The sequence below is a fragment of the Micromonospora sp. NPDC049836 genome (assembly GCF_044465125.1).
GTDB lineage: Bacteria > Actinomycetota > Actinomycetes > Mycobacteriales > Micromonosporaceae > Micromonospora.
Map to the genome: position 1 here is coordinate 56805 of NZ_JBITLH010000019.1, position 23054 is coordinate 79858.

Genomic DNA, 23054 nt, shown 5'->3' on the forward strand with positions numbered 1-23054 from the left:
GGACGCACGGGGGCGGCGCGTGCGAGCGGCCCGGCGATACCCGAGGATGGAGCGGCAAGCCGCCCGGTCGGCCCCGGCGTGGGGCACGATGGGGAAAACAGGAAAGGTCGTGACGATGAGCCACGAGAAGCCGGCCGGGGACCGCCCGCTGACCACCGCGCTCGCGGAAGCCGCCGGGATGGCCGGCCACGCCCCCTCGGTGCACAACACCCAGCCATGGCACTGGACGGTGCTGCCCGACGCGCTGGAGCTGCGGCTGGTCCGGGAGCGCCACCTCAGCGTCCTGGACCCGGAGGGTCGGCTGCTCTTCGTGAGCTGCGGCGCCGCGCTGCACCACGCCCGGGTGGCGCTGGCCGCCGAGGGCTGGACGCCGGTGGTGGAGCGGCTGCCCGACCCGGCCCAACCGGACCTGCTGGCCCGGCTGACCGGCCTGAAGCACACCGGGTCCGACCCGGAGGCCATGCGCCTGGTGCAGTGCATCCGGGTGCGGCACACCGACCGGCGGCCGGTCAGCGACGAGCCGATTTCCGCCGCCGCCCTGAACGAGATCGACCGGGCGGCCACCGCGGAGGGGGTGAACCTCCAGATCCTCGACGACAGCCAGAAGATCGAGCTCGCCGGCGCCGCGCAGCAGGCGGCCGCGGTCGAGGCCGACAGCCCCGAGCTGCGCGAGGAGCTGGCGTACTGGATCAACCAGGGCGGCGCCGGCACCGGGCTGCCCCCGGAGGTGCTGCCGGCGGAGGCGCCGCAGACCACCGTTCCGACCCGCGACTTCGGCCACCCCGGCAGCCTGCCGGTCGGTGCCGGACACGACCGGGCCGCCGTGTACGGGATCCTCTGGGGCACCGAGGACGAACCGGACAGCTGGCTGCGCGCCGGCGAAGGGCTCTCCGCGGCCTGGCTCGCCGCCACCCGGCTCGGCGCCTCGCTGGTCCCGCTCAGCGGCGTGGTGGAGGTCGACGGCACCCGCCAGACGCTCCGGCGGATGCTGTCCGGGCTGGGCTTCCCGTACATCTCCATGCGGCTCGGCCTCGCCGACCCGACGCACGCCGGCCCCGCACACACCCCGCGGCTGGACGTGGCGCAGACCGTCGACACCTCGGCGGTGCGCGGCCAGCTCGGCTAGCGGGACTCGTCCCGCGCGGGCACCGGGCGATACCATCGCCCGGTGTCCGCCGCACCCAATCCCCGCCACGAGCCCGCGACCCCGTCCCTGGGCCTGACGCCGCTGTCCCGGGTACGCCTCGACGAGCTGCTCCAGGAGATGCTCGACCGGGTGGGCGAGGTGGTCACCAGCCGGGAGCGGCTGCGTGCCCTGCTCGACGCCGTGGTGGGCATCGGCTCCGACCTCGACCTGCGCAGCACCCTGCAGCGGATCGTGCAGTCGGCGTGCGAGCTGGTCGGCGCGAAGTACGGCGCGCTCGGGGTGATCGGCCCCGACCGGCTGCTGCACGACTTCATCATCCACGGCATCAGCGACGAGCTGCACGCCAAGATCGGCGACCTGCCGCACGGCCGGGGCGTGCTCGGCCTGCTCATCGACGACCCGCACCCGCTGCGCATGCCCGACATCACCCAGCATCCGAAGTCATACGGGTTCCCGCCCAACCACCCGCCGATGCACAGCTTCCTCGGCGTGCCGGTACGCATCCGCGAGCACGTCTTCGGCAACCTCTACCTGGCCGAGAAGCAGGGCGCGGCCGAGTTCACCGAGGACGACGAGGAGATCGTGGTCGCCCTCGCGGCGGCGGCCGGCGTGGCCATCGAGAACGCCCGCCTGTACGCCCTCGCGCACCGGCGGGAGCGCTGGCTGGCCGCCACCGCCGAGATCACCTCGGTGCTGCTCGGCGAGGTGCGCCGCACCGACGCGCTGACCCTGGTGGCCCGGCGGGCCCGGGAGGTCGCCGAGGCCGAGCTCGCCCTGGTGCTGCTCTACGACGACGACGAGGGCCAGTTCACCGTCGAGGTGGTCGACGGCGCCGACGAGGCCAGCCGGCACCTGGTGGGGGCGGTGCTGCCGGCCAGCGAGACCACCTTCGCCGGCTCGGTCACCGAGCGCCGCCTCGAGCTGCTGGAGAACCTGGCCGCGGCCGCGCCCTGGCCCGCGCCGGTGGTCGCCGGCCCGGCCGTGGTCTCCCCGCTCGCCGCGGCGGACACCCTGCACGGCGTCCTGGTGATCGCCCACCAGCCCGACCGGAACCCGGCCGGCGACGACGACATGGCGCTGCTGAACAGCTTCGCCGGCCAGGCCGCGCTGGCCATGGAACGGGCCCGCGGCCAGGAGGAACGGGAGCTGCTGGTGGTCCTGGAGGACCGCGAGCGGATCGCCCGCGACCTGCACGACGTGGTGATTCAGCGGCTCTTCGCCACCGGCCTGCAACTGCAGAGCGGGGCGATGAACGCGCGCCCGGAGATCAGCAAGCGGATCAACCAGGCGGTCGACGACCTGGACGCCACCATCCGCGACATCCGGCGCACCATCTTCGAGCTGCGCACGCCGATGAGCGCCGCGCTGCGTACCGAGATCCGGGAGGCGATCGAGGCGGCCGCCGAGCTGCTGGGCTACCGGCCCCAGCTGGAACTCGTCGGCCCGATCGACAGCGCCGTCCCGGACGTGCTGCGCCCGGACCTCACCGCCGTGCTCCGCGAGGCGCTCTCCAACGCCGTACGCCACGCCCAGGCCGGCCGGGTCGCGGTCCGGGTGGAGGTCGACGCCGGCTGGGTGACGGTGACCGTCACCGACGACGGGGTGGGTTGTGACCCGGAGGCGGCCCGCAGCGGCCTGGTGAACCTGCGCGAGCGGGCCGACCGGCTCGGCGGCGACTTCCGGCTCGGCCGGGTCGAACCGCACGGCACCGAGGTGCGCTGGAGCGTGCCGCTGCGGGACTGACCCGGCCGGGGCCTCAGTGGCTCTTGCCGAGCAGCCGGGTGGCCAGCACCGCCGCCTGGGTCCGCCGCTCCAGGCCCAGCTTCGCCAGCACGCTGGAGACGTAGTTCTTCACCGTCTTCTCGGCCAGGAACATCTTGCCGGCGATCTCCCGGTTGGTCAGGCCCTCGGCCACGTACTCCAGGATCCGCCGCTCCTGCTCGGTGAGGCTCTTCAGCTCGCGCGGCTGCTCGACGCCGCTGCGGATGCGCTCCAGCACCCGGGTGGTGATCGCCGGGTCGAGCAGCGACTGGCCGGCCGCCACCCGGCGGACCGCGTCCACCAGGTCGGTGCCGCGGATCTGCTTGAGCACGTAGCCGGCCGCGCCCGCCATGATCGCGGCGAAGAGCGCCTCGTCGTCCTCGTACGAGGTGAGGATCAGGCCCTTGATCGAGGAATCCACGGCGCGGATGTCGCGGCACACGTCGATGCCGTTGCCGTCGGGCAGCCGCGCGTCCAGGATCGCCACGTCGGGCCGGAGCGCCGGGATCCGGCGGGCCGCCTCCTGGGCGGAGCCGGACTCGCCGACCACCTCGATGTCGCCGCTGCTGGTGAGCAGGTCGGCAAGGCCACGACGGACGACCTCATGGTCGTCGAGCAGGAACACCCGGATCATCCGTCCTTTCTACCCGCTGGTCAGCGGTCGTGCACGGGCCGAAGGTCCCGATCGCGACGCGCCCGGCGACGGGCACGCCGGCCCGCTGACCAGGGACCTCCGGCCCTGCGCGCGGCGCACCCGGCTGACGCACCGTTGGGGTGGACCGACCGGGGACGGCACGGTCCGCGCGGAAGGAGCCCACCATGACCACCGGTTACAGCGCCGAGCAACTGACGGCGGCCGTACACGACGCGGTACGTGCGCCGTCCCTGCACAACACCCAACCGTGGCGGTTCCGGCTGCGCGACGGCGGGATCGAGGTCCGCGTCGACCCGCAGCGCCGGCTGCCCGCCACCGACCCCAGCGGCTGGGGCGCCCGGATCGCCTGCGGGGCGGCACTGTTCAACCTGCGGCTGTCGCTCGCCGTCGCCGGCACCCCGGCCACCGTCCGGCTGCGCCCGTACCCCGCCGACCCCGACGTGGTGGCCCGGCTGGTCCCGGACGTCCCGCGCCGCCCCACCCCGGCCGAGCAGAGCCTCTACGCGGCCATCGACCGCCGGTTCAGCAACCGCGCCCCGTTCTGGCCCGACCCGGTGCCCGCCGACGCCCGCTGGCGGCTCGGCGAGGCGGCCCGGGCCGAGCAGTGCTGGCTGGAGCTGCTGATCGGCACCACCGCGGTCAACGCGCTGGGCGAGATCGCCCGCAGCGCGCACCGTGTCCTGGAACGCGACCCGGCGTACGTGACCGAGCGGTCCACCTGGATCCGCTCCGAGCCCTCCCCCGACGGGGTGCCGACGGCGGCCGGCGGTCCGCAGAGCGAACCGCAGGATCTGCTGCCGCAACGCGGGTACGGCGGGCGGAACCGGCCGCCGGGGCGCGACTTCGAGCCGGAGCCGCTGGTGGCGGTGCTCGGCTCGGCCGGGAACACGGCCACCGACCAGGTCGTCGCCGGGCAGGCCCTGCAGCGGGTGCTGCTCACCGCCACCGACGCGGGACTGGCCGCGTCGATGATCTCCCAGCCGATCGAGGTGCCGGGCGCCCGGGAGGCGCTGCGGCTGTCCCTGGGCCGGTTCGGCACGCCGCAGATGGTCATGCGGATCGGGTACGGCCAGCCGGGGGTGGCCACCCCGCGCCGGTCGGTGGACGAGGTGATCGACCTGCCGGTGGCCACGCCGTCGACCGCGGGTCGGTGATCCGGGCAGCGGACCGGCCCGGTGACAGCGGGCGGCGGGCACGGCGGGCGGTGGCGCTGCCGGCACCGCCGGAGCCCCACCGCCCGCTGTCACCGCGACGACCTCAGCTGGTCACGGGATCACGCACCCATGGTGGTGTCGGACCCGTACGCCGCCTGGTAGGGCATGTTGCGATCGCCCTCGCTGCCGGTGCCACGGATCGTCCCCCGGTCGCGCTTGTCCTTCGCGCTGGCCAGTTGCTTGATGGCCAGCCGACCCTCGGCCGCCGTGTCTCGTCGCCGGGCGGCAGCCCTGCGGACCAGGAGCAGCGCAACCACCGCGAGCAGGACGGCCGAGCCGACGCCCGCCAACAGCCACATCAGGCCATTCACCGTTTCGCCTCCTAGTCCGCCAGCCGTTCCGCGGCGTCCCGTGCCGCCTTTCGATTCTTCCACTTGGCCATTCCGCCCGCGACAACCAAGACTGCCCCGAGCACCGGGTCACCATTACCGGTTTTCGCCGAGTCGACCACGTTCTTGACGCCGTTCGCGACGGAATCGCGTACCTGGCGCTGGTGGTCCACCTCGGTGGTGTGCGCGACGCGCCGGTTGATCGCCTCCTCCGCGGTTCCGTCGGTGCCGGGGAACTCGCAGATGCACCGGGCGCCCGGCTGACCGGGAATCGCCGTCGGGCCGTGCACCGGGCAGGCGGCGTTGACGTTGTGTACCAGCAGCGGGAACGTGTCCGCCACCACGTAGTACGCGTGAACGACGTCGACGGTCAGGTCATGCATGACCTTGAGGCCGAGGTACGAGTGGACGGCCTTGACGACCACCCGCGAACCGTCCAGCGTCCGCAGCCGCTCCCCCTTGTGGAGGTCGGCGGCATCCACCCACTGGTTCCGGTCGTCGTTCCAGAACGGGTGGTGCTGGGTGGTCTTCAGAACCGTCTCGCTGCCGTTCTCCGCGACAACGGTCAGATCGGTCAGGTCCGAGTCGTCATTGGTGTGCGTGTCGGTGACCGGTCGGGACTCGGTCTTGCCTGTCTCGGGATCCGTGGCGACGACCTCGTCGCCTTCCCGCACCTTCTCGATCGGCTTCTGGCTGCCGTCGGCCATGACCACTCTGGTGCCGGGCGCGAAGCTGTGGCAGCTCTTCGCGGCGCCCCCGATGAAGTTGTTGGCCTGGCGGATCACGTCGTCCGCCCACTTGACGTCGTCGGCCCACTTCATCAGGGCGCGTCCGGTGCGGGCGAGCGTGCTGGCGATCGGCTTGATCTTCTTGGCCATCTGGAGCGCCTTGCCCCACGGCAACATGCCGACGAGGGTCCAGGCGCAGGCCATCAGGTCGCCGTGGATGCAGTCGAGGATGTCGTTGATGCCGAAGAGGTCGAGGAGAAGCTGCCCGCCGGCCTTGATGATGATCGAGATGGCGTTCTGCTTCTTGACTTCCTGGGCGCGCTTGATGTCCTCGTCGCTCGGGCCGGTCTTGCCGCCCTTGCCACCGCCCTTGCCCCCGCCACCGCCGCCGTTGCCACCGCCCGCTTCGTGGGCGGCCCGGGCCTGCGCCCAGTCGTCGTCGCCGCACTTGCCGCCGCAACCGTCGTTGTCGCCCTTGACCTCGACGTAGTTGCCGTACATGTCCTCGTAGTCCGCCCCCGGCCCGCAGGCGTCGTCGGAGCAGGCCCGGAGGCCACTGGGGTCGGCGAAGGTGACCGGGCTGTTGTTGCTGTAGGCGTAGGCGTTCCACTGCTGCGGATCGGCGAGGTCCTGGACCGGGTCCACCGAGATGAACCGGCCCAGGCCGGAGTCGTACTCGCGGGCCCCGATGTGGGTCAGGCCGGTGGGGTCCTTGTCACCGCCGACGAAGCCCTTCTGGTTGCTCCACTGCGGCTGGCTGCCGCGGGAGTCGCCGTACGGGGTCTGCCGCCGGACGCTCACCTGCTGGCTGTTCGCGTCCACCCCGACCTGCTGGGTGCCCTGGTGGTCGGAGTAGAGCCAGGTCAGCCCGCTCGGGTTCCGGGTGGCGACGGTCTCGCCGGCGAAGCTGTAGTAGCGGGTGCCGGTGACCACCGAGTTCTTGTCGGCGCGGATCTCCTGACCGGGCAGGTAGAGGGTGGTTCCGGTGGCGTCCCGCCGGATCAGCCGGGTGCCGCCGGTGTCGTAGATGTTGGTCTCGACGTTCTGGCCGCCGGCCGTCACCGTCGACAGCCGGCCCTCGCTGTTCCAGGTGAGGGTCTGCGAGTTGGCGCCGGTGCCGCAGTCGTTGGCGGCGGCGCCGGTCGGCCGGCAGGTCGTGTTGCCGGCGGCGTCGTAGGCGTACCTGGTGGTGACCGCCGACTGTCCCGGGGCCTGGCTGGTGACGGCGGTGACGGCGTGCGGGCGCACCACGTTCTGGCCGCTGGTCGGCGTCGCGTAGCTGCGCACCGTGTCGCCGAGGGTGGTGTGCGCCGTCTCGGTCTTGCGGTTGCCGACGTCGTCGATGGTCCAGTCGTGCCAGTAGGGTGCCGGGCCGCCCAGGTTGGCCACCGACGGCGCGGTGGCGCAGTCCACGCCCGCCTTCGGCGTCCACGCCCGGGTCAACCGGCGCAGTTCGTCGTAGCCGAAGCACTGGGTGTCGGCCGTGCCGACCTGCGGCGTGTCCTTGATCCACTTGACGTTGCCGATGTCGAAGTACTCGTACGCGGTGTCCTGCACCGTGCCGGCCGCCGTCTCCGGCCGCACCTTGTACTGCTTGACCCGGCGCGTGGTGAGGTCGTAGTACGTGGAGTCTTCGACGTACATCCCACCGTTGGTCTTCCGGGTGGTGATCGTCGGCTCGCCGTACTCGGTGTACCGCTGGCCGGTGACGTACGCCCCGACGTTGATCAGGTTGGTGCCGAGGCTGGTCGGCAGGCCGGTGGTGCCGTCGTACCCGGTGGTGACGGTCTCGGTGGTGAGGCCGCCGCCGGCCGGGTAGGTGACGCTGCTCGGATCACCGGTGTAGGGCGAGTAGCCGAAGCCGTAGTCCCAGGTACCGGCGAGGTTGCTGCCCTCCACCGTCGGGATGACGTACTGCGTGCCGGTCGGCTGGTACCGGGTGTTGAAGCCGGTGACCCGGTAGGTGTACCCGTACCTGGTGCCGCCGGTGGCCTCGTAGCGGGTGCTCTGGGTGAGCTGCCCCCGTACCGTCTGGCCGGTGTACAGCTTGTCGTACTTCCACTCCGCCCGCTTGTTCGCGTCGGAGACGGAACCCTCGTAGAGGGCGGTCCGGCGCCCGATCGAGTCGTACTCGTTGACCAGCACCTTGCCGTTGGCGTCGGTGGACCTGGTCGGCTCGTCGTAGTCGTTGTAATCGGTGGTGGTCTTGCCCTTGTCCGGGTCCTTGGCCGTGATCTGGCGGCCCTTGACGTCGTAGGTGTTGACCCACTCGTTGCCGAGCGTGTCGACGACCTTCGCCAGCTGGCCCTTGCGGTTGTAGGTGTACGTGGTGCTCAGGTCGGGCTTGACCTGGGTGGGGTCGACCCGCTGGCGCAGCTCGACGGTGCGCCCCTGGGCGTCGGTCCGGGTGGTGGTGACCGTGCCGCCCTCCGGAGGCGTCACCGTGGTCGAGTCGCCCAGGTACCGGGTGGTGGTGCGCCACTTCTCCACCAGGTTGGTGACGCCGTCGGTGCCGTAGTAGATCTCGTCGGTGGCCCGCGAGGCGTCGTCGTAGACCGTCCTGGTCAGCGCCGGTACGGACCACTCCGGCTCCCACCAGAGCCCGCCCGCCGGCGTACCCGGCTCGAGGTGCGCCTGGTAGGCGGTGACGGCCCGGCCGGCCTTGTCGTACTGGGTGTCCGTGATCACCCGGCCCTCGCCGACGGCGGGAGACTGGGTCTGGCGCGGGCGGAGGAAGGCGTCGTAGATCTGGTAGGTGTCCCGGTAGCCGCCACCGGCGTGCAGCGCGGTGGTCTTCACGTACGGGTAGGCGTCCCGGTTCGCGGCGAACACGTAGCTGTGCCGCACCGACGGGCTGGTCGGGTGATCGTCCTTCGACCAGCCGACCTCCCAGGCGCGGGCCAGCCGGCCCGAGGGGTCGTACTCCATGTCCGCGACCCTGCCGTTGTAGTCGGTGGTCCGGCTCGGCGAACCCCAGTACGGCAACTGGTTCAGGGTGGTGGTCCACGGGCTGGTGCCACCGTTGGGATCCGGCGTGCTGGTGGTCACCCGGGTGACCTGGCCGGTGGCCGGGAGGTAGCTGGTGGTGACGGTGTTACCGCGGGCGTCCGTGGTGGTGGCCGGGCGACCGAACGCGTCGAAGGTCGCCTTGCTGGTGGTCTGCCAGACGGTGCCGCCGGCCGCCGACCAGTCCTTGAGCTGGTCGACCCGGGTCACCGCGCCGTAGCCGGGGGCCGTGTCGACGCTGGTGGCGCCGTCGTAGAACTTCTGCTCGTCGGTCAGGATGTCGTCGGTGCTGCTCGGCGTCACCCCGCACTTCAGCGCGACCGCCGTGGTCCGCTTGACGAGCTGGGTGAGGTTCTTGCCGGTGTTGCGGTTGTACGCGTACGTGTAGCACTTCTCGTCGCCGGTCTTGCTGATGTCGCCGTTGTCCTGCGCCGAGACGGTGGTGCCGTAGGTGTCGTCGAAGGTCGACTCGGTGCTGGTCACCCGCCAGCCCGAGGCCCCGTCGACCCCGAGTGCCGTGCCGGCGTAGCTGACCCGGGTGTTGGTCCACCGCGCGGTCACCGTGTCACCGTTGACCGTGCGGCTGGCCAGGGCCGGCGACCGCCACGGCACGTTCACCGTCTTCGACACCGGCTTGGTGTCGTCGCCGTTGTAGACGACCTGCTCGCGCACCATCCCGGCGAACTGGTCCTCGTCGTACACCGTCTCGCTGCCGACCGAGGCGCCGACGGTGACGGTGCGGGTGCTGGTGTCGGCGGTGGTCGCCCGGTCGCCGTGCATGCCGCGCAGGAACGTCGTCCGGGTCAGCGTCTGCGACGGCGCGTCGCCCTTGCGGATCTCGACCTTGGCGTAGCCGCGGAACTGGTTCCAGGTCTTGCGCCGGGGCTTGATCAGCCCGTTGTCGTCGGCGTAGTGCCAGGCCGCCCCGTCGAGGTAGGTGTAGAAGGTGTTCTGCACCGGCTGGCCGTGGTCGGTGCCGCCGACGACGACCATCAGGTCGGACTCGGAGACCTGGGTGACCACGTACTTGTGCCACCACTCGGTGATCTCCGGCCCGTCGTAGTCGTACGGGTCCGGGGTGATCACCGGGTAGCAGCGCCGGGTGTTGCCGTAGGTGGTGGCCGGCAGGCTGCTGGCGGTGCAGTCGGGCCGGCTGTACGTCACCTGGATCTTGGCACCGGTCTCGGTGACGATGTTGCCCATCCGCATGCGGTTGTTGGTGGTGTTGTTCTTCGTCAACACCCGGTTCGGCATGGACACCGGCTCGAAGGTCACCGCGGGCATCGTGTCGGTGCCGCCGACCAGGCCCGCCCGGACGATCGAGGTCAGCCACATCCCGGCGTGGTCGCTGCCGTCACCGACCGCCGGCCAGGTGTGGCTCAACGTCCACGACTCCACCGGCTGCCACGCCGCGGTGGTCTTCGTGGTGTCCCACACCTGCGTGGTGATCTTCGACAGCCGCTTCGTCGACCAGAACGTCGGCGCGTAGTTCTCCCCGCAGTTCGCCGCGGTGGAGGTGCACTCCTGGTCCCACGGCACGTCCTTCCAGTGCGCCGCGTCGTGGGTGGAGCAGTCCGCGGCGCACCGGTCCGCGGTGGTGAAGACGACCTGGGCGGTCGGCGAGACGGACCGGTCGACGCTGCCGTCGGCGCGCTTGCGGTCCCAGGTGCCGTAGTCGATCCGCTTCAGCACACCGCCCCGGTCGTACTTGGCCTTGCTGGTGGAGGTGGCGTTGCGGGCGTAGTAGTTGGTCTCCGGGGTGTACCAGTACGACATGGTGTTGCCCCGGGCGTCCACCACGTAGTCCAGGTTCCAGCGCCACGCCTGGTCGCAGAAGGACGAGCCGAAGCTGGTGGCGTGGCAGGGCTCGCCGGAGTGGTTGCCGGCCACCGGCACCGTCCACGCCGAGTCGGTGACGCTGCTCTGGCCCGGCAGGTTGTGCAGCCCGAAGAAGTACTGGGTGCCGTCGGTCGTGGTGACCTTCCAGTACTCGCCGTTGTCGTCACCGTTGGTCGCGCCGGTCAGCTTCTCGATCTTGGAGCCGTCCTCGCTGCGCCCGTGCCAGCCCTTGCCGTCCTGGTAGACCAGCTCGGTGCCCCGGCCGTTGAGCGACATGGTGGCGTTGTCGGACCGCCAGCACTGGTCACCCGTGCGGTTGGTGCTGTTGTTGCCGCTCTTCATGTCGTCCGAGCAGCCCACATAGCTGCGCTCGATGTAACCCGGCCAGAAGTCGAAGCCCTCGCCGATCCAGGACGGCTGGCTGTTCGAGGCGTCCGACTGGCCGTCGACGGCGTCCGAGGAGTAGGCCAGGCCCAGGCTCGGCGCCGGGCCACCGATCGACGGCGGCACGCGCATCGGGTACGACCACGAGAAGCCACCCGTGGAGGTGCCCGCCGACCAGGTCGAGCTGATCGACAGCGGGGTCGCGGCGAAGTCGCCCTCCGTGCCGGACGAGCCGGCGGCGAGGGCCACCAGCGTCGAGGCGGCCGCGGTGCCGGCCGCGGGCAGCGGCACCTCGGCGGTGACCGCCCCGCCGTCGTTGCGGGACTCCAGCGGCGTGGCCGCACAACCGGACCTGCCCGGCGTGCTCAACGCGCACTCCGGCACCTGCCACAGCTTCAGCCGGGAGGACCAGTTGCCGCCGTACGCGTACTTGAAGCTCCGGTAGTCCACCGACAGCGTGGCCGCGCCCGGGCCCGCCGCCGTCTTCGCGACCCCGGCCGGCGCGTCCCCGGCGACCCGCAGCAGCAGCCCGTCCCGCCACTGCTGCGGCGCGCCCGCCCGGTCCAGGACCTCGACCGACACGGCCTGGGTGCGCGCACCCGCCGGGCCCGCGCCGCGGCCCACCGACACCGGCAGGTCACCGGCCTTCGCCGCCGGCGCGGCGGCCCGCCGCTGACCCGACACCGCGGCCGGCAGGGTCACCGACGCCTTGCCCGGCTTCGGCCACACCGGCGCCGCCAGCTGCGCGCTGCGCACCTGCTTCGTCGGCCAGGCCCGGCCCTTCGCCGGCGCGCCGTCGGAGTCGACCTTCTCCTGCTGCGCCGCCAGGTGCGGCTTGGGCTTCACCGCCGCCTGAACGGGTGCGGTCAGCGCCGACGCGACCAGGGCGCCGCTGACGATCGCGGAGATCAGCGTACGGGCCCGGGTCCGGCTGGCCGGCCTTCGTGCGGTTCCGCGGGGGGAGCGAGAAATGGGTGTCACCGTGCCTCCACAGGGGTGACCGAAGGGAGCCCTTTCGGGCGGGAGATGGTCTGACACAGCCGTACCGCTCGCCGGCCCGGGTGGGCCGGCGTGGCATCGTGGGTGAGCGCGCGCTCGCTGGCGCGGCCTGCGGTGAGCGGGCCGGGGTGGCGCTGCCGGGTCGGTCAACCGACCGGCCGGACCATCCCCGCCCCGAGCCGCAGGTGTGCCGGGATCAGAGGTATTCGACGACCAGCCGGGCGCTGTCCGGGTACCACTTCTTCCACCGGTCGGTGGTGGACTCCCCGGTGCCGTCGGCGGCGCTGCACGCGCAGAGCCCGACCGTGACGTTGGCCAGGCCGGCGGCGGCGTAGCTCTGGACGAGACCGGTGACCCCGGTGCCGGCGAAGTTGACGACCATGTCCGGCTGCGGCGAGCCGGAACAGGCGGTGCTCTCGTTGGCGTGCGACTGGGCGGTCGCGCGGAGGCTGGTGAGGGCCGGCGCCCACGGCGTACGCGGCGTGCTCGTGATGGGGCCGGACTGGTACAGGTAGGTCGGGGTGCTGGTGCAGGACCAGGAGTGGTCCAGCTTCAACTGCACATACGCCGACTGGATCTGCGCGCCCTGCAGGCCGGTCAGGGGGAACTCGAAGTACGACCGGTAGAGCGTGCCGGTGCTCGGGTCCTTGCCGACCCGCGCCGCGCTGGTGTCGCTGTTGGTGCTGTTGTTGTTCGTCGCGTACGCCCAGCGGGACCGGACCGTCGACTCGGCGGTGAACCCGCCCGCCGGGTTCGCGAACACCTGGGTCCACTCGGTGCGCGCCGAGGCCACCTCGACCCGGTGGCCCGACCGCTTCGCCTGGACGGCGGCGGAGGCGGCGTCCGGCGCCACCGCCGCGCCGGCCGGAGACGCGGCAGGCGCCGCCGCCAGGACCGGCGACGGCGCCCCCAACAGGCCACCCAGGATCGCGACCGCGGCACCGGCGGCGGCGATCCGGGAACGATTCAACGAGAGGACAGGCAGCATCGAGCGCCCAGGAACCATCTCAACCCCCGTGATTGAAAGATGTGCACCAGTCGCGCGAACTGTATGGCCTGCGGCGAACGTGTGTCTATATTCATCACGACCCGTAAGGAGGAAACGGACACCAGCCGCGCAAATGGATCACCGAAACACGCGGCGTGACCGTCCTCCACACAGGAGAGTGCCGGCGGGCGGGCCGGTCAGCTCCCAACCCGGGCGAGCAGCGCCGCCTCCCGCTCCGGCGCCAGGCCGACCGGGGCGCGCGCCGGGCGTCCGGCCCGGGCCGGCACCTGCCCCACCGCAGCCAACCAGCGCCAGGTGTCCGCGACCGTCTCGGTCACCGGCCGGCAGACCAGCCCCGCCGCGTACGCCCGGTCGACGCCGCGCTCCTGCAACCAGCGGTACTCGTGGCCCGGCGGAATCCAGATGGGCAGATCGTTCCAGGGCTCCACCCCGGCGGCCAGGATCACCTCCGGGTCGGTCCAGCGCAGCGCCGCGTCCGCGCCGGTGACCGCCACCACCGTGTCGAGCAGCTCACCCATCGTGGTGTGCCCGGTCCGACTGACCACGTTGTACGCCCCGCCGGTGTCCGCGACGCCCCGGTCCAGCACCCAGCCCGCCAGGTCCCGCACGTCGACGTACTGCACCGGCAGGTCCCGCGGGCCGGGGGCCAGCACCTCCCCACCCCGGGCGATCCGCCGCAACCACCAGGGCAGCCGACCGATGTCCTCCCCCGGGCCCAGGATCAGCCCGGCCCGCACCAGCAACGCCCGGTCGCCGAAGACCTCCACCGCGGCCCGCTCCCCGCCCGCCTTGTTCTGCGCGTAGTCCCCGTCGTCCGCGTCGGCGCCGGCCGGCACCGTGGGCGCCTCCTCCCCCACGCCCGCGGGCACCGGCGGCGCGTACACGGACCCGCTGGAGATGTAGCCGTAGTGCGGCACCGCCCCGGCCAGCGCCCGGGCGGCGTCCCGCACCGCCCGGGGCGCCCCGTCCCAGGTGTCCACGACCAGGTCCCACGCGCCCCCGGCGAGCGCGGCGAGGCCGCCCGGCGCGGTCCGGTCACCGCGCAACCGGCGTACGCCGGCCGGCACGTCCCCATGCAACCCACGGTTGAACACCGTCACCGACCAGCCCCGGCGTACCGCCTCGCGTACCACGGCCCCGCCGACGAAGCCCGTCCCACCCAGCACCAGCAGTCTCATGCGTACCAGCCTGCGCCCGCTCGGCCCGGCCGGCGCGGGATGTTCACGGTGAGCGGATCTGCCGCTGGCAGAACGTCCGGGCCGGCCTGACCCGGCCGCGGCCGCCTTGGGGGAATTGTCCGGTCCGTCGGTGACCCGCGACATCCCCCGGCCGGAATGGTTGGCGGCCGGGGGTCGTTGAACACGGGTGAACGGCCGAGGAAGAGCGCCCCACCCCGGGTGCCGGGCCCGCCGGGAATGATGGCGGGCAGCGGGTCGTTACACCTGGTCCCGGCGCCGTGAAAGAGGCCCCCCGCCCCACGGGCCGGATGATCCCCCCGTTCAAGACCTTTCTGAGCGCCTGACGGTGCTTGCGCACGTTGCGACCCCCATCGCCGTGTGCGCCGACCCCCGAATGGAGCTTTCCCATGAACACGATGCTGCGTAAGAGCGTGCTCGGTATCGCTGGTCTGACCGTCGCCGGTGGCCTCGCCGCCGGCCCGCTGAACCACCACGAGGCCACCCCGAACACCGCCCTGGCCGAGGCCGGCGTCGTGCAGGCCGACAAGCCGGACATGGGCAAGCTGATTCCGCACGGTGTGCAGGGCGCCCAGTCGAAGATTGACCTGTCCGATGAGCAGACCGCCAACGCCAAGGCGATCATCGCCGCCACGAAGAAGGCGGGTCTGCCGGAGCGGGCCGCGGTGATCTCCATCGCCACCAGCCTGCAGGAGTCGAAGCTGGAGAACCTGGGCCACCTCGGCGACCGCAACGACCATGACTCGCTGGGCCTGTTCCAGCAGCGCCCGTCCAGTGGTTGGGGCACGCCGGAGCAGATCACCGACCCCGAGTACTCCACGCTGGCGTTCGAGAAGGGCCTCAAGCAGGTCGACGGCTGGCAGGACATGCCGCTGACCGTCGCCGCCCAGACCGTGCAGGTCTCGGCCTACCCGGATGCCTACGCCCAGTGGGAGCAGCAGGCCGCCGACATCGTCGCCCAGCACTGGAACAGCTGACCACAACCACCAAGCGCACGCTGGCCGGCACCCGAACCCGGGTGCCGGCCAGCGGCGTCTGTGTGCCCGGCCGGCGACGGCCCTCCGATCGGGCAGGATCCATAACCTTAAATTCTCCTGAAGGCCTTTGCCCGCAGGCGATCCGGCTTGGTATGAACCGTCCGGCATTCCGCCCGACCCCACGTTGGGAGCGCTGCCATCCAATGCGCTGGGAAGCGCTGCCATCCAGTGCGCCACGGAGGTCTGGAGGTGACATGGACAGCGCCGGTGCGGGTCGGTCAGTCCGGCAGACCACGGGTCTCGGCAGCCGACCGGCGCCCCGCGGCGGCCTGCGACCGGTCACCGCCGGCGCCGCCGTCATCGTGGTCGTCGCGGCGGGCTTCACCCCGCCGGGCCGGGCCGCCATCGCCGGGTCGTTCGCGTTCCTGGAGTTCTTCACCGGCGTGTTCAGCCTGGTCGGCCTCTCGATCACGGTGCTGCTGGGCCTGGCGGCGACCGACCGGTTGGTGCTGCTGATCCGGCACCGGATCCTGCTGCAGCTCGCGCACCGGGCCACCGCCGCGACCGCCCTGGTCTGCCTGGCGATCCACGTGGCGACCAAGCTCGTGGAGGGCCACGCCCACCTGTGGGACCCGGCGATCCCCTTCCTCGCCAACCACCGACCGGTCCAGGTCGGGCTCGGCACCCTGGCCGGCTACCTGATGATCATCGCGACCTGGACCGGGGTCACCCGCGCCTCGTACGCCCGGAGCCGGCAGCCGGGCCGCTGGCGGATCCTGCACGCCAGCGCGTACGCGGCCTGGCTGCTCGCCCTGATCCACGGGCTCGGCGCCGGGCGGTCCGCCAAGACCTGGGTGCTGGTCAGCTACGGCATCTGCCTGGCCCTGGTGGCCCTGGCCCTGCTGGTGCGCTTCTTCGTGGCGTTGAGCCGCCGCACCCACCTGGCCCGGGCACAGACCATCCGCCGGATGCGCCCGGTGGGGCGGCCCACGGCGGTCGAGGCCACGCCGCTGGCCACGAACGTCCTGATCCCCAGCCTCGACGGCACCGAGTGGGCCGACGCCGAGCGCCGGCCCGCCGACCACGACGACCCTCGACCGGCCGCAACGTCAGCCGGCCGCACCGACCGGGCCGGGGCCGCCGCGCCCGGCCGCGCCGGGACGGTCGAACCCGGTCGCGCCGACCGGGCCGGGGCGATCGAATCCGGCCGCGCCGACCGGGCCGCGACGGTCGAGCCCGACCCGGCGGTCGAGCCGCCGGTCCGGGCCAGCCGGGCCAGCGCGTACCGGCCCTACCGGCCGCTACGTGCGGACGTCGACGGGTCGCCGGCCCAGCCGTCCCAGCCGGCCCCGGCGGGCCGCACGGACACCGGCCCGGCCCGCGAGGAACCCCGGGCACGGCCCGCGCCGGTGGCACCCGAGCGAATCCGGGCCCGCCGGGAGGCACCGGAGGACCCGGTGCCGCCCGCCGCCGCGCGCCGCCTGGACGACACCGCCGAGATCACCGACGAGGAGTTCTGGGCGTACATCCGCAACGAGGTCGGCCGGTGAGGATGCCGGTCGTCGGCGGCATCGGGCCGCCCCGCCTGACTGCCGGCCTGGACCGCGCCGACCGCCTGGACCGCCGGATGCACCTGGCCGTCCACGGCGACCTCCGCCCGCTCGATCTGATCACCGCCCTGGACCTCGCCGAGCTGATCAACCTGCGCGGCCGGGGCGGGGCGGGTTTCCCGTTAGCCCGCAAGCTGGACGCGGTGGCCCGCTCGGCGCAGCGGCGGGGCCTGCCGGCCACCGTGGTCGTGAACGGCACCGAGGGCGAGCCGGCCAGTTGGAAGGACAAGGTGCTGCTCACCCGCGCGCCGCACCTGGTGCTGGACGGCGCGGCGCTGGCGGCGTACGCGCTCGACGCCGAGAGCATCGTGATCGGGGTGGCCGACGACGGCGTCGCCGCCGGCTCGGTGCTCGCGGCGGTCGCCGAACGCCGGATGCCGGCGCCGACCCGGCTGGTGACCATGCCGCACCGGTTCATCTCCGGCGAGAGCGGCGCGCTGATCCGGGGCATCAACGGGGACGTGCCCATCCCACCGGGTCGGAAGGGCCGGGCCAGCGAAGCCGGCGTCGGCGGGCGCCCCACCCTGCTCTCCAACGCCGAGACGTACGCGCAACTCGCGGTCGCCGCACGGCTCGGGCCGTACGCCTTCGGCGAGGTCGGCACCGCCGACGAGCCCGGCACGGTGCTGCTCACCGTGGGCGGCTCGGCGCGCCGCCCCGCCGTGCTGGAGGTGCCGGCCGGCGTACCGCTGCGGGAGGTGCTCGACCACTGCGCGGCGCCGGTCGGGCCCGGTGTGCTGCTCGGCGGCTTCCACGGCAGCTGGATCGGCCCGGCGGCGGCCGCGGCCGCGGCGGTCTCCCGAGCGGGGCTGGCCGCGGTCGGCGGCACCCTCGGCGCGGGCATCGTCCTTCCGCTCGGCGACGGGACCTGCCCGCTCGGCGAGGCGCACCGCGTGCTGCGTTATCTCGCCGGCCAGTCGGCCGGGCAATGCGGCCCCTGCCAGTTGGGCCTGCCCGACCTGGCCCGCACGATGAGCACCCTCAGCCACGGCGGCGGCGGCGCGGCCGCCCTGGACCGGGTCCGCGCGGCGGCCGGCGGGGTACGCGGCCGGGGCGCGTGCAGCCACCCGGACGGCACCGCCCGGTTCGCCCTCTCCGCGATCGACACGTTCAGCGCGGACATCGCCGCGCACCTGTCCCGGGGCGGCTGCGGCGACCCGGTACGCGGCATCCTGCCGTTGCCCGGCGAGGACTCGACCGGTGGCCGGCTCGTGATCGACTGGTCCCGGTGCGACGGGCACGGGCTCTGCGCCCAGCTCGCCCCGGAGCTGATCACGTTGGACGCGAACGGGTTCCCGTCGGTCGCCGACGCGCCGGTGCCGCCCTGGCTGGCCGCCGGCGCCCGGAAGGCGATCTCGATGTGCCCGGCGCTGGCCCTGCGTCAGGATGTCTGAGCGCGCCGGTGAGCTGAGCGCGGCCCGGTACGCGAACGGGTCCAGCTCGATGAGCTGGACCCGGGATGGTGGGCGATACTGGGTTTGAACCAGTGACCTCTTCCGTGTCAAGGAAGCGCGCTCCCACTGCGCCAATCGCCCGAGCGCCGCACTGCGAGCGGACGACGGGATTCGAACCCGCGACCCTCACCTTGGCAAGGTGATGCGCTACCAGCTGCGCTACGTCCGCGTGCCACCGTCCTGCGACGGCGACGGGGAGAACTGTACCCGACGGCAAGATCGTCGTCCGACCCGGGCCGCACGCCCCGGCACCCCGGCCCGGGTGGCGGTTGGGCCGGCGGCCGGGTGGGTACTGACTTCGATCGACAGCACACCACCATCCCCTGAAGGAGGCTGTCGTGGGAATTGGTACCAGCATCTTCCTGATCGCGGTCGGCGCGATCCTCACCTTCGCGCTCGACGCCAGCATCGGCGGGGTCAACCTCGACGTCGTCGGCTGGATCCTGATGGCGGCCGGCGTACTCGGCCTGATCATGGCCACGCTGGTCTGGGGGCGCCGCCGCGAGGTGGTCACCACCTCCGAGCCGGTCGAGTACCGCCGGGTCGAGGAGCGCCGGGACGTCGCCCCGCCGCTGTGACACAGGCCCGCTCGGGGCTGCCGGAGCTGATTGGTCCCGAGCCGACCGTGAACGGGGACGCCGGACGGCGTCCCCGTCCGCGTACCGGTCAGCGCACCGGGCCGGACATGGCAAGAGGCCGTGTCGATGATCGACACGGCCTCTGTGCTGGTGGGCGATACTGGGTTTGAACCAGTGACCTCTTCCGTGTCAAGGAAGCGCGCTCCCACTGCGCCAATCGCCCTCGTCAACTGCGAGGTGGAGACGGGATTTGAACCCGTGTACACGGCTTTGCAGGCCGTTGCCTCGCCTCTCGGCCACTCCACCGAGGTTGCCCCCGACATGCGTGGCGGCATCTCCGAGCGGACGACGGGATTCGAACCCGCGACCCTCACCTTGGCAAGGTGATGCGCTACCAGCTGCGCTACGTCCGCGTGCCCCCGGTGTTTACCGGTGACGGATGAGAACTTTAGCCGAGCCCGGGAACGGTTGCCAAATCGGGGTCCCGTTCGGGCGCGTCCGGGTGATCCGTACCGCCCTCCCGCCAGGGCTTCCTAGGAACCTGGGCGGAAGGAGGGACCGCGGGGACCGGGAGGGGACTGTCGAACTTCCGACTGTCGATCCTTCGACCGGGCCGGTTCGGTAACTCCCCGTGGTCAGACCGATGGGCTACGGTAGCGATCGTGACGAGACGCGCCGCCGAAATCCGCCTGGATGCCCTGTTGCGCACGGCTTGCGAAGTGATCGCGGAACGCGGACTCGCCAACACCCGGACGGCCGACGTGGCCGAGGCCGCCGGGGTCAGCCAGGCGCTGGTCTTCTACCACTTCGCCACCAAGGACCGGATGCTCGCGCAGGCGTTCGCGTACGCCGTCGAGCAGGACCTCGCCCGGCTGGACGCGGTGGTCCGCTCCACCGCCCCGCCGCTGGCCAAGCTGCGCCGGATGCTGCGCCTGTACGCGCCGACCGGCCGGTCCACCTCCTGGTCGATGTGGATCGACGGCTGGGCCGAGTCGCTGCGTACCCCGGAACTGGAGAAGGTCTCCCGCCGGCTGGACCTGCGCTGGCGGCAGGACCTGGCCGCGGTGATCGCCGCCGGGGTGGCCGACGGCACCTTCCAGTGCCCGGACCCGGCCGGTGCGGCGTGGCGGATCAGCGCGGTGATGGACGGGCTCGCCGTCCAACTCTCGGTGCACGAGCGGGTGATCACCCGGCGGCAGATCGCCGAGTGGATCCGGCTGGTCGCCGCCCGCGAGCTGGGCGTGGAACCCGCCGCGCTGGACTGAGCACCAGACCTACCGCCACCGTCTCCTCGCCGGCCGGCGGCCGAACGCCGCCGCCGGGGCCATCGCCTGCTCGCCCGCCGGGCGGAGCAGGCGCCGCATCCGCAACAGCAGCCCGGCGCCGAGGAAGAGCAGCAGGCCACCCAGGAGGAAGGCCGCCTGGGTCACCCCGAACCCGCCCGAGGCCGCGATGGGCCGGCCCGCCGCGCCCGGGACGGGCGGCTCGGCCACCGCCTCCTCGCTCGGCGGGACCTCCCCGGCCGGCTCCTCGGTGGCCGGCGCCTCGGTCGCCGGGTCGGTCGGCTCGGTCGCGCTCGGCGTCGGCTTCGCCGACCGGCTCGGCTCGGCCGGCGCCGCCCGCCCCACCACCTGGCGGCTGGCGGTCTGCCGGGCCAGCAGCCGCAACTGCTGGTCGTAGGCCTCGGCGGCGAAGCTCACCCGGCCCCGGTCGACGTCCCCGGCGAAGGCCACCCGGTAGCGGGCCGTGACCGTCCGGCCCGGACAGAGCAGCCCCGGGTCCAGGTCCCGGTCGGTCAGCCGGGCCACGTCGCCCTCGGTCCGGACCTCCAGCGGGAACGAGCCGGTGTCCTCGACCCGGTCCACCCGTACCTGGTCCAGCCGCAGGCCCTGCACCCGCAGCAGCATCGACCAGCGCACCTTGACGCAGCCGCCACCGTCGGAGCGGGACACCACGGCCGCCAGGGTCCGCACCTCGTCGCCGGCGGTGAACTCGTCCGGCAGCCCGCTGAGTTCGGTGGAGAACGCGGCCGCCGCCCGCGCCGGGACCGCGGCGCCCGCCCCCGCGCCGGACAGACAGGTCAGCACCACCCCGACCCGCAGCGCGTACCGCCACCCGCTCACCACGTCTCCTCCCGTCGACCGCGTCCCATCCGAAACGCTAGGAGCGCCACCGGCGCCCCGGTAGACGGGCGTGTTCGCACGGAACGCCAACCGCGGGGCCCGATCTCACCCGGGGTGATGAACCGGTAACCGGTCGGCCGCGACACGCCCGGGATCGCCGGCGGGGCGGCCCGGGGCGTACGACAGAATCAGCCGGTGTCCGACCTGTCCGCCGCCTTCGTCCGGCTGCACGCCCGGCTCGCCCCGGTCGCCTTCGTCCCCGAGGTGCGGCTGCACCAGGCCGACGAGCCGATCGGCCTCTGGGAGCTGACCGAGGGCGAGTTCCGCAGCGCCCAGCCGCCACCGTTCTGGGCCTTCGCCTGGGCCGGCGGGCAGGCCCTCGCCCGGTACGTCACCGACCACCCGGAGCTGGTCGCCGGGCGGCGGGTGCTCGACCTCGCCTCCGGTTCCGGCCTGGTGGCCATCGCCGCCGCCCGCGCCGGCGCGGCCGCCGTCCGGGCGGTCGAGGTGGACGAGCGGGCGGTGGCCGCCGTCACGCTCAACGCCGAGGCGAACGGGGTACGCGTCGACGCCGAACTCGGCGACATCCTGGACTCCGACGCCGGGGGCGCCGAGGTGGTGCTCGCCGGGGACGTCTTCTACAGCGAGGCGATGGCCCGGCGGATGCTGCGGTTCCTGCTCCGGGCCGCGCGTGCCGGCGCCCGCGTGCTGGTCGGCGATCCGGGCCGGGCCTTCCTGCCCCGCGAGCGCTTCCACGAACTGGCCGGGTACGAGGTGCCGGTGCCGGAGGCGCTGGAGAGCGTACGGGTGAAGCACACCACCGTGTGGGAGCTGGACCCGACTCCGCCGGGGGCCGCCCGCTAGCGTGACGCCGTGCTGTTCCGGGGCTGGGGGGAGTCCGTCGACGGGGCGTGGCCCGACGTGGCGACGGTCGTCGACCACGTCGGCGTACGGCACCTGGTGGTGACCCGGCACGCCCTGGTCCGCCGGCTGCTCACCGACCCGGCGACGTTCCGGCCGGACAACGCGCTCGACGCGGTCACCCCGCTGCCGGTGGCCGCGCTGCGGGTCCTGGCCGGGCACCGGTTCCGGTTGCCGCCGACCCTGGCCAACAACGCCACCGCCAGCCACCCGGAGATCCGCGGCATCGTCGCGGGCGCGCTGCACCCCGACCGGGTGGCCGCCCAGCAGCCGTGGCTCACCGGCCTGGTCCGGCGGCGGGTGGCCCGGCTCGCCGCCGCGCTCGACGCCGGCGCGCCGGTCGACCTGTACGCCGACCTCGCCGCCGACCTGCCGCTGCTGGTGCTGGCCCGGCTGGTCGAACTGCCGGACGCGCCGGTCACGGCGGTGAAGGACTTCGCCCAGGCCGCGCTGGAGCTGTTCTGGGCGCCGCTCGACGAGCCCCGGCAGCTCGCCCTCGCCGCCGAGGTCGGCCGGTTCCACACCGTGCTGCGGGCGTTCGCCGCCGACGGGGGCGGCCTGGCCGCCCGGCTGCGCGCGGCCGGCCACTCCCCCGACGTGGTGGTCGGCGCGCTGTTCTTCCTGCTGGTCGCCGGCCAGGAGACCACCTCGCAGTTCCTCACCCTGCTGCTGCACCGGCTCACCGCCGAGCCGGCGGTACGGGCCGGCCTGCGCACCGGCGCCGTCGAGGTCGCCGACGTGGTCGAGGAAGGGCTGCGCCTGGAGCCGCCGATCGTCACCTGGCGGCGGGTCGCCGCCGTGGACACCAGCCTCGGCGGGACGGCCGTCCCGGCCGGCACCAGCATCGTGGCCTGGCTGGCCCGGGCCGGCCGCGACCCCGAGGTGGTGGCCGCGCCCGACGGGTTCGTGCCGGGGCAGCGCGGCTCCCGCCGGCACCTCGCCTTCGGGGCGGGGCCGCACCGCTGCGTCGGCGCGCAACTGGCCCGGATGGAGGCCGCGGTCGTGGTCGCCGAGGCCGCGCCGCTGCTCGACGGGGTGACCGTGGTCCGCCCGCCCTGGTGCCCGGACAATCTGACCTTCCGGATGCCGGACGCCTTCGTGATCCGCCGAGCCTGACGCGGATC

The 23054-nt window shown here is 73.2% G+C and carries 16 protein-coding genes and 5 tRNA genes; 10 read left to right on the plus strand and 11 right to left on the minus strand.

Annotated elements, in window-relative coordinates; genetic code table 11:
• Positions 1-115 precede the first annotated feature (115 nt).
• Positions 116-1126 carry an Acg family FMN-binding oxidoreductase gene (locus tag ACIBPB_RS31415; protein ID WP_396842962.1) on the plus strand — a complete coding sequence of 337 codons (1011 nt, stop codon included), beginning with the start codon at positions 116-118 and terminating at the stop codon, positions 1124-1126.
• A gap of 93 nt (positions 1127-1219) precedes the next feature.
• Positions 1220-2890 (plus strand): GAF domain-containing protein, encoded by a 1671-nt coding sequence (locus ACIBPB_RS31420; protein WP_396842987.1) that lies wholly within the window; start codon positions 1220-1222, stop codon positions 2888-2890.
• A gap of 13 nt (positions 2891-2903) precedes the next feature.
• On the opposite strand, the gene ACIBPB_RS31425 is transcribed toward ACIBPB_RS31420, so the two are convergent.
• A complete protein-coding gene (locus ACIBPB_RS31425; protein ID WP_046565573.1) occupies positions 2904-3542 on the minus strand; it encodes a response regulator transcription factor in 639 nt (212 codons plus the stop codon).
• A 185-nt stretch (positions 3543-3727) separates the two neighbouring features.
• Between ACIBPB_RS31425 and ACIBPB_RS31430 the strand changes: the two genes are divergently transcribed.
• Positions 3728-4717: an Acg family FMN-binding oxidoreductase gene (locus ACIBPB_RS31430; RefSeq protein ID WP_396842963.1), complete on the plus strand. Its 990-nt coding sequence runs from the start codon at positions 3728-3730 to the stop codon at positions 4715-4717.
• Positions 4718-4836: 119 nt separating this feature from the next.
• Here the strand turns inward: ACIBPB_RS31430 and ACIBPB_RS31435 are convergent, their stop codons facing one another.
• From ACIBPB_RS31435 to ACIBPB_RS31450, 4 genes are all read right to left on the minus strand, one after another.
• On the minus strand, positions 4837-5088 hold the full coding sequence (locus ACIBPB_RS31435; RefSeq protein WP_396842964.1) for a hypothetical protein: 252 nt from the start codon (positions 5086-5088) through the stop codon (positions 4837-4839).
• An 11-nt stretch (positions 5089-5099) separates the two neighbouring features.
• Complete coding sequence (locus ACIBPB_RS31440) at positions 5100-12044, minus strand: polymorphic toxin-type HINT domain-containing protein (protein WP_396842965.1); 6945 nt, start codon at positions 12042-12044, stop codon at positions 5100-5102.
• A gap of 214 nt (positions 12045-12258) precedes the next feature.
• Positions 12259-13050, minus strand: coding sequence for a DNRLRE domain-containing protein (locus ACIBPB_RS31445; protein WP_396842966.1), 792 nt, complete (start codon positions 13048-13050; stop codon positions 12259-12261).
• 197 nt (positions 13051-13247) lie between these two features.
• The gene (locus ACIBPB_RS31450; protein ID WP_396842967.1) at positions 13248-14249 is read right to left on the minus strand and encodes an NAD-dependent epimerase/dehydratase family protein; all 1002 of its coding nucleotides are present in this window, start codon (positions 14247-14249) and stop codon (positions 13248-13250) included.
• 407 nt (positions 14250-14656) lie between these two features.
• Between ACIBPB_RS31450 and ACIBPB_RS31455 the strand changes: the two genes are divergently transcribed.
• From ACIBPB_RS31455 to ACIBPB_RS31465, 3 genes are all read left to right on the plus strand, one after another.
• The gene (locus ACIBPB_RS31455; protein ID WP_396842968.1) at positions 14657-15244 is read left to right on the plus strand and encodes a hypothetical protein; all 588 of its coding nucleotides are present in this window, start codon (positions 14657-14659) and stop codon (positions 15242-15244) included.
• Positions 15245-15498: 254 nt separating this feature from the next.
• Positions 15499-16794: a hypothetical protein gene (locus ACIBPB_RS31460; RefSeq protein ID WP_396842969.1), complete on the plus strand. Its 1296-nt coding sequence runs from the start codon at positions 15499-15501 to the stop codon at positions 16792-16794.
• A gap of 2 nt (positions 16795-16796) precedes the next feature.
• Positions 16797-18248, plus strand: coding sequence for an NADH-ubiquinone oxidoreductase-F iron-sulfur binding region domain-containing protein (locus ACIBPB_RS31465; RefSeq protein WP_396842988.1), 1452 nt, complete (start codon positions 16797-16799; stop codon positions 18246-18248).
• A gap of 66 nt (positions 18249-18314) precedes the next feature.
• Here the strand turns inward: ACIBPB_RS31465 and ACIBPB_RS31470 are convergent.
• Together ACIBPB_RS31470 and ACIBPB_RS31475 are read right to left on the minus strand one after the other, a co-directional pair.
• A tRNA-Val gene (locus ACIBPB_RS31470) sits at positions 18315-18389 on the minus strand.
• 15 nt (positions 18390-18404) lie between these two features.
• Positions 18405-18477: transfer RNA gene (locus ACIBPB_RS31475), tRNA-Gly, on the minus strand.
• Positions 18478-18646: 169 nt separating this feature from the next.
• On the opposite strand from ACIBPB_RS31475, the gene ACIBPB_RS31480 reads away from it, so the two are divergent.
• Positions 18647-18886 carry a DUF6458 family protein gene (locus tag ACIBPB_RS31480; RefSeq protein ID WP_396842970.1) on the plus strand — a complete coding sequence of 80 codons (240 nt, stop codon included), beginning with the start codon at positions 18647-18649 and terminating at the stop codon, positions 18884-18886.
• A gap of 148 nt (positions 18887-19034) precedes the next feature.
• Here the strand turns inward: ACIBPB_RS31480 and ACIBPB_RS31485 are convergent.
• From ACIBPB_RS31485 to ACIBPB_RS31495, 3 genes are all read right to left on the minus strand, one after another.
• Positions 19035-19109 (minus strand) — tRNA-Val (locus ACIBPB_RS31485).
• A 12-nt stretch (positions 19110-19121) separates the two neighbouring features.
• Positions 19122-19192 (minus strand) — tRNA-Cys (locus ACIBPB_RS31490).
• A gap of 34 nt (positions 19193-19226) precedes the next feature.
• A tRNA-Gly gene (locus ACIBPB_RS31495) sits at positions 19227-19299 on the minus strand.
• Positions 19300-19548: 249 nt separating this feature from the next.
• Between ACIBPB_RS31495 and ACIBPB_RS31500 the strand changes: the two genes are divergently transcribed.
• Positions 19549-20151, plus strand: a complete 603-nt coding sequence (locus tag ACIBPB_RS31500) for a TetR/AcrR family transcriptional regulator (protein ID WP_357329464.1) — start codon at positions 19549-19551, stop codon at positions 20149-20151.
• A gap of 9 nt (positions 20152-20160) precedes the next feature.
• On the opposite strand, the gene ACIBPB_RS31505 is transcribed toward ACIBPB_RS31500, so the two are convergent.
• The gene (locus ACIBPB_RS31505; RefSeq protein ID WP_396842971.1) at positions 20161-21009 is read right to left on the minus strand and encodes a hypothetical protein; all 849 of its coding nucleotides are present in this window, start codon (positions 21007-21009) and stop codon (positions 20161-20163) included.
• A 195-nt stretch (positions 21010-21204) separates the two neighbouring features.
• Here ACIBPB_RS31505 and ACIBPB_RS31510 point away from each other — a divergent pair, with 195 nt between their 5' ends.
• Together ACIBPB_RS31510 and ACIBPB_RS31515 are read left to right on the plus strand one after the other, a co-directional pair.
• Positions 21205-21873: a class I SAM-dependent methyltransferase gene (locus tag ACIBPB_RS31510; RefSeq protein ID WP_396842972.1), complete on the plus strand. Its 669-nt coding sequence runs from the start codon at positions 21205-21207 to the stop codon at positions 21871-21873.
• 9 nt (positions 21874-21882) lie between these two features.
• Positions 21883-23046, plus strand: a complete 1164-nt coding sequence (locus ACIBPB_RS31515; RefSeq protein WP_396842973.1) for a cytochrome P450 — start codon at positions 21883-21885, stop codon at positions 23044-23046.
• Positions 23047-23054: the final 8 nt, after the last annotated feature.

Coding starts and splice junctions, on each gene's coding strand:
- ACIBPB_RS31445 (WP_396842966.1), bottom strand. CDS start 13,050: ATGCTGCCTGTCCTCTCGTTGAATCGTTCCCGGATCGCCGCCGCCGGT.
- ACIBPB_RS31460 (WP_396842969.1), top strand. CDS start 15,499: ATGGACAGCGCCGGTGCGGGTCGGTCAGTCCGGCAGACCACGGGTCTC.
- ACIBPB_RS31455 (WP_396842968.1), top strand. CDS start 14,657: ATGAACACGATGCTGCGTAAGAGCGTGCTCGGTATCGCTGGTCTGACC.
- ACIBPB_RS31465 (WP_396842988.1), top strand. CDS start 16,797: ATGCCGGTCGTCGGCGGCATCGGGCCGCCCCGCCTGACTGCCGGCCTG.
- ACIBPB_RS31415 (WP_396842962.1), top strand. CDS start 116: ATGAGCCACGAGAAGCCGGCCGGGGACCGCCCGCTGACCACCGCGCTC.
- ACIBPB_RS31430 (WP_396842963.1), top strand. CDS start 3,728: ATGACCACCGGTTACAGCGCCGAGCAACTGACGGCGGCCGTACACGAC.
- ACIBPB_RS31450 (WP_396842967.1), bottom strand. CDS start 14,249: ATGAGACTGCTGGTGCTGGGTGGGACGGGCTTCGTCGGCGGGGCCGTG.
- ACIBPB_RS31425 (WP_046565573.1), bottom strand. CDS start 3,542: ATGATCCGGGTGTTCCTGCTCGACGACCATGAGGTCGTCCGTCGTGGC.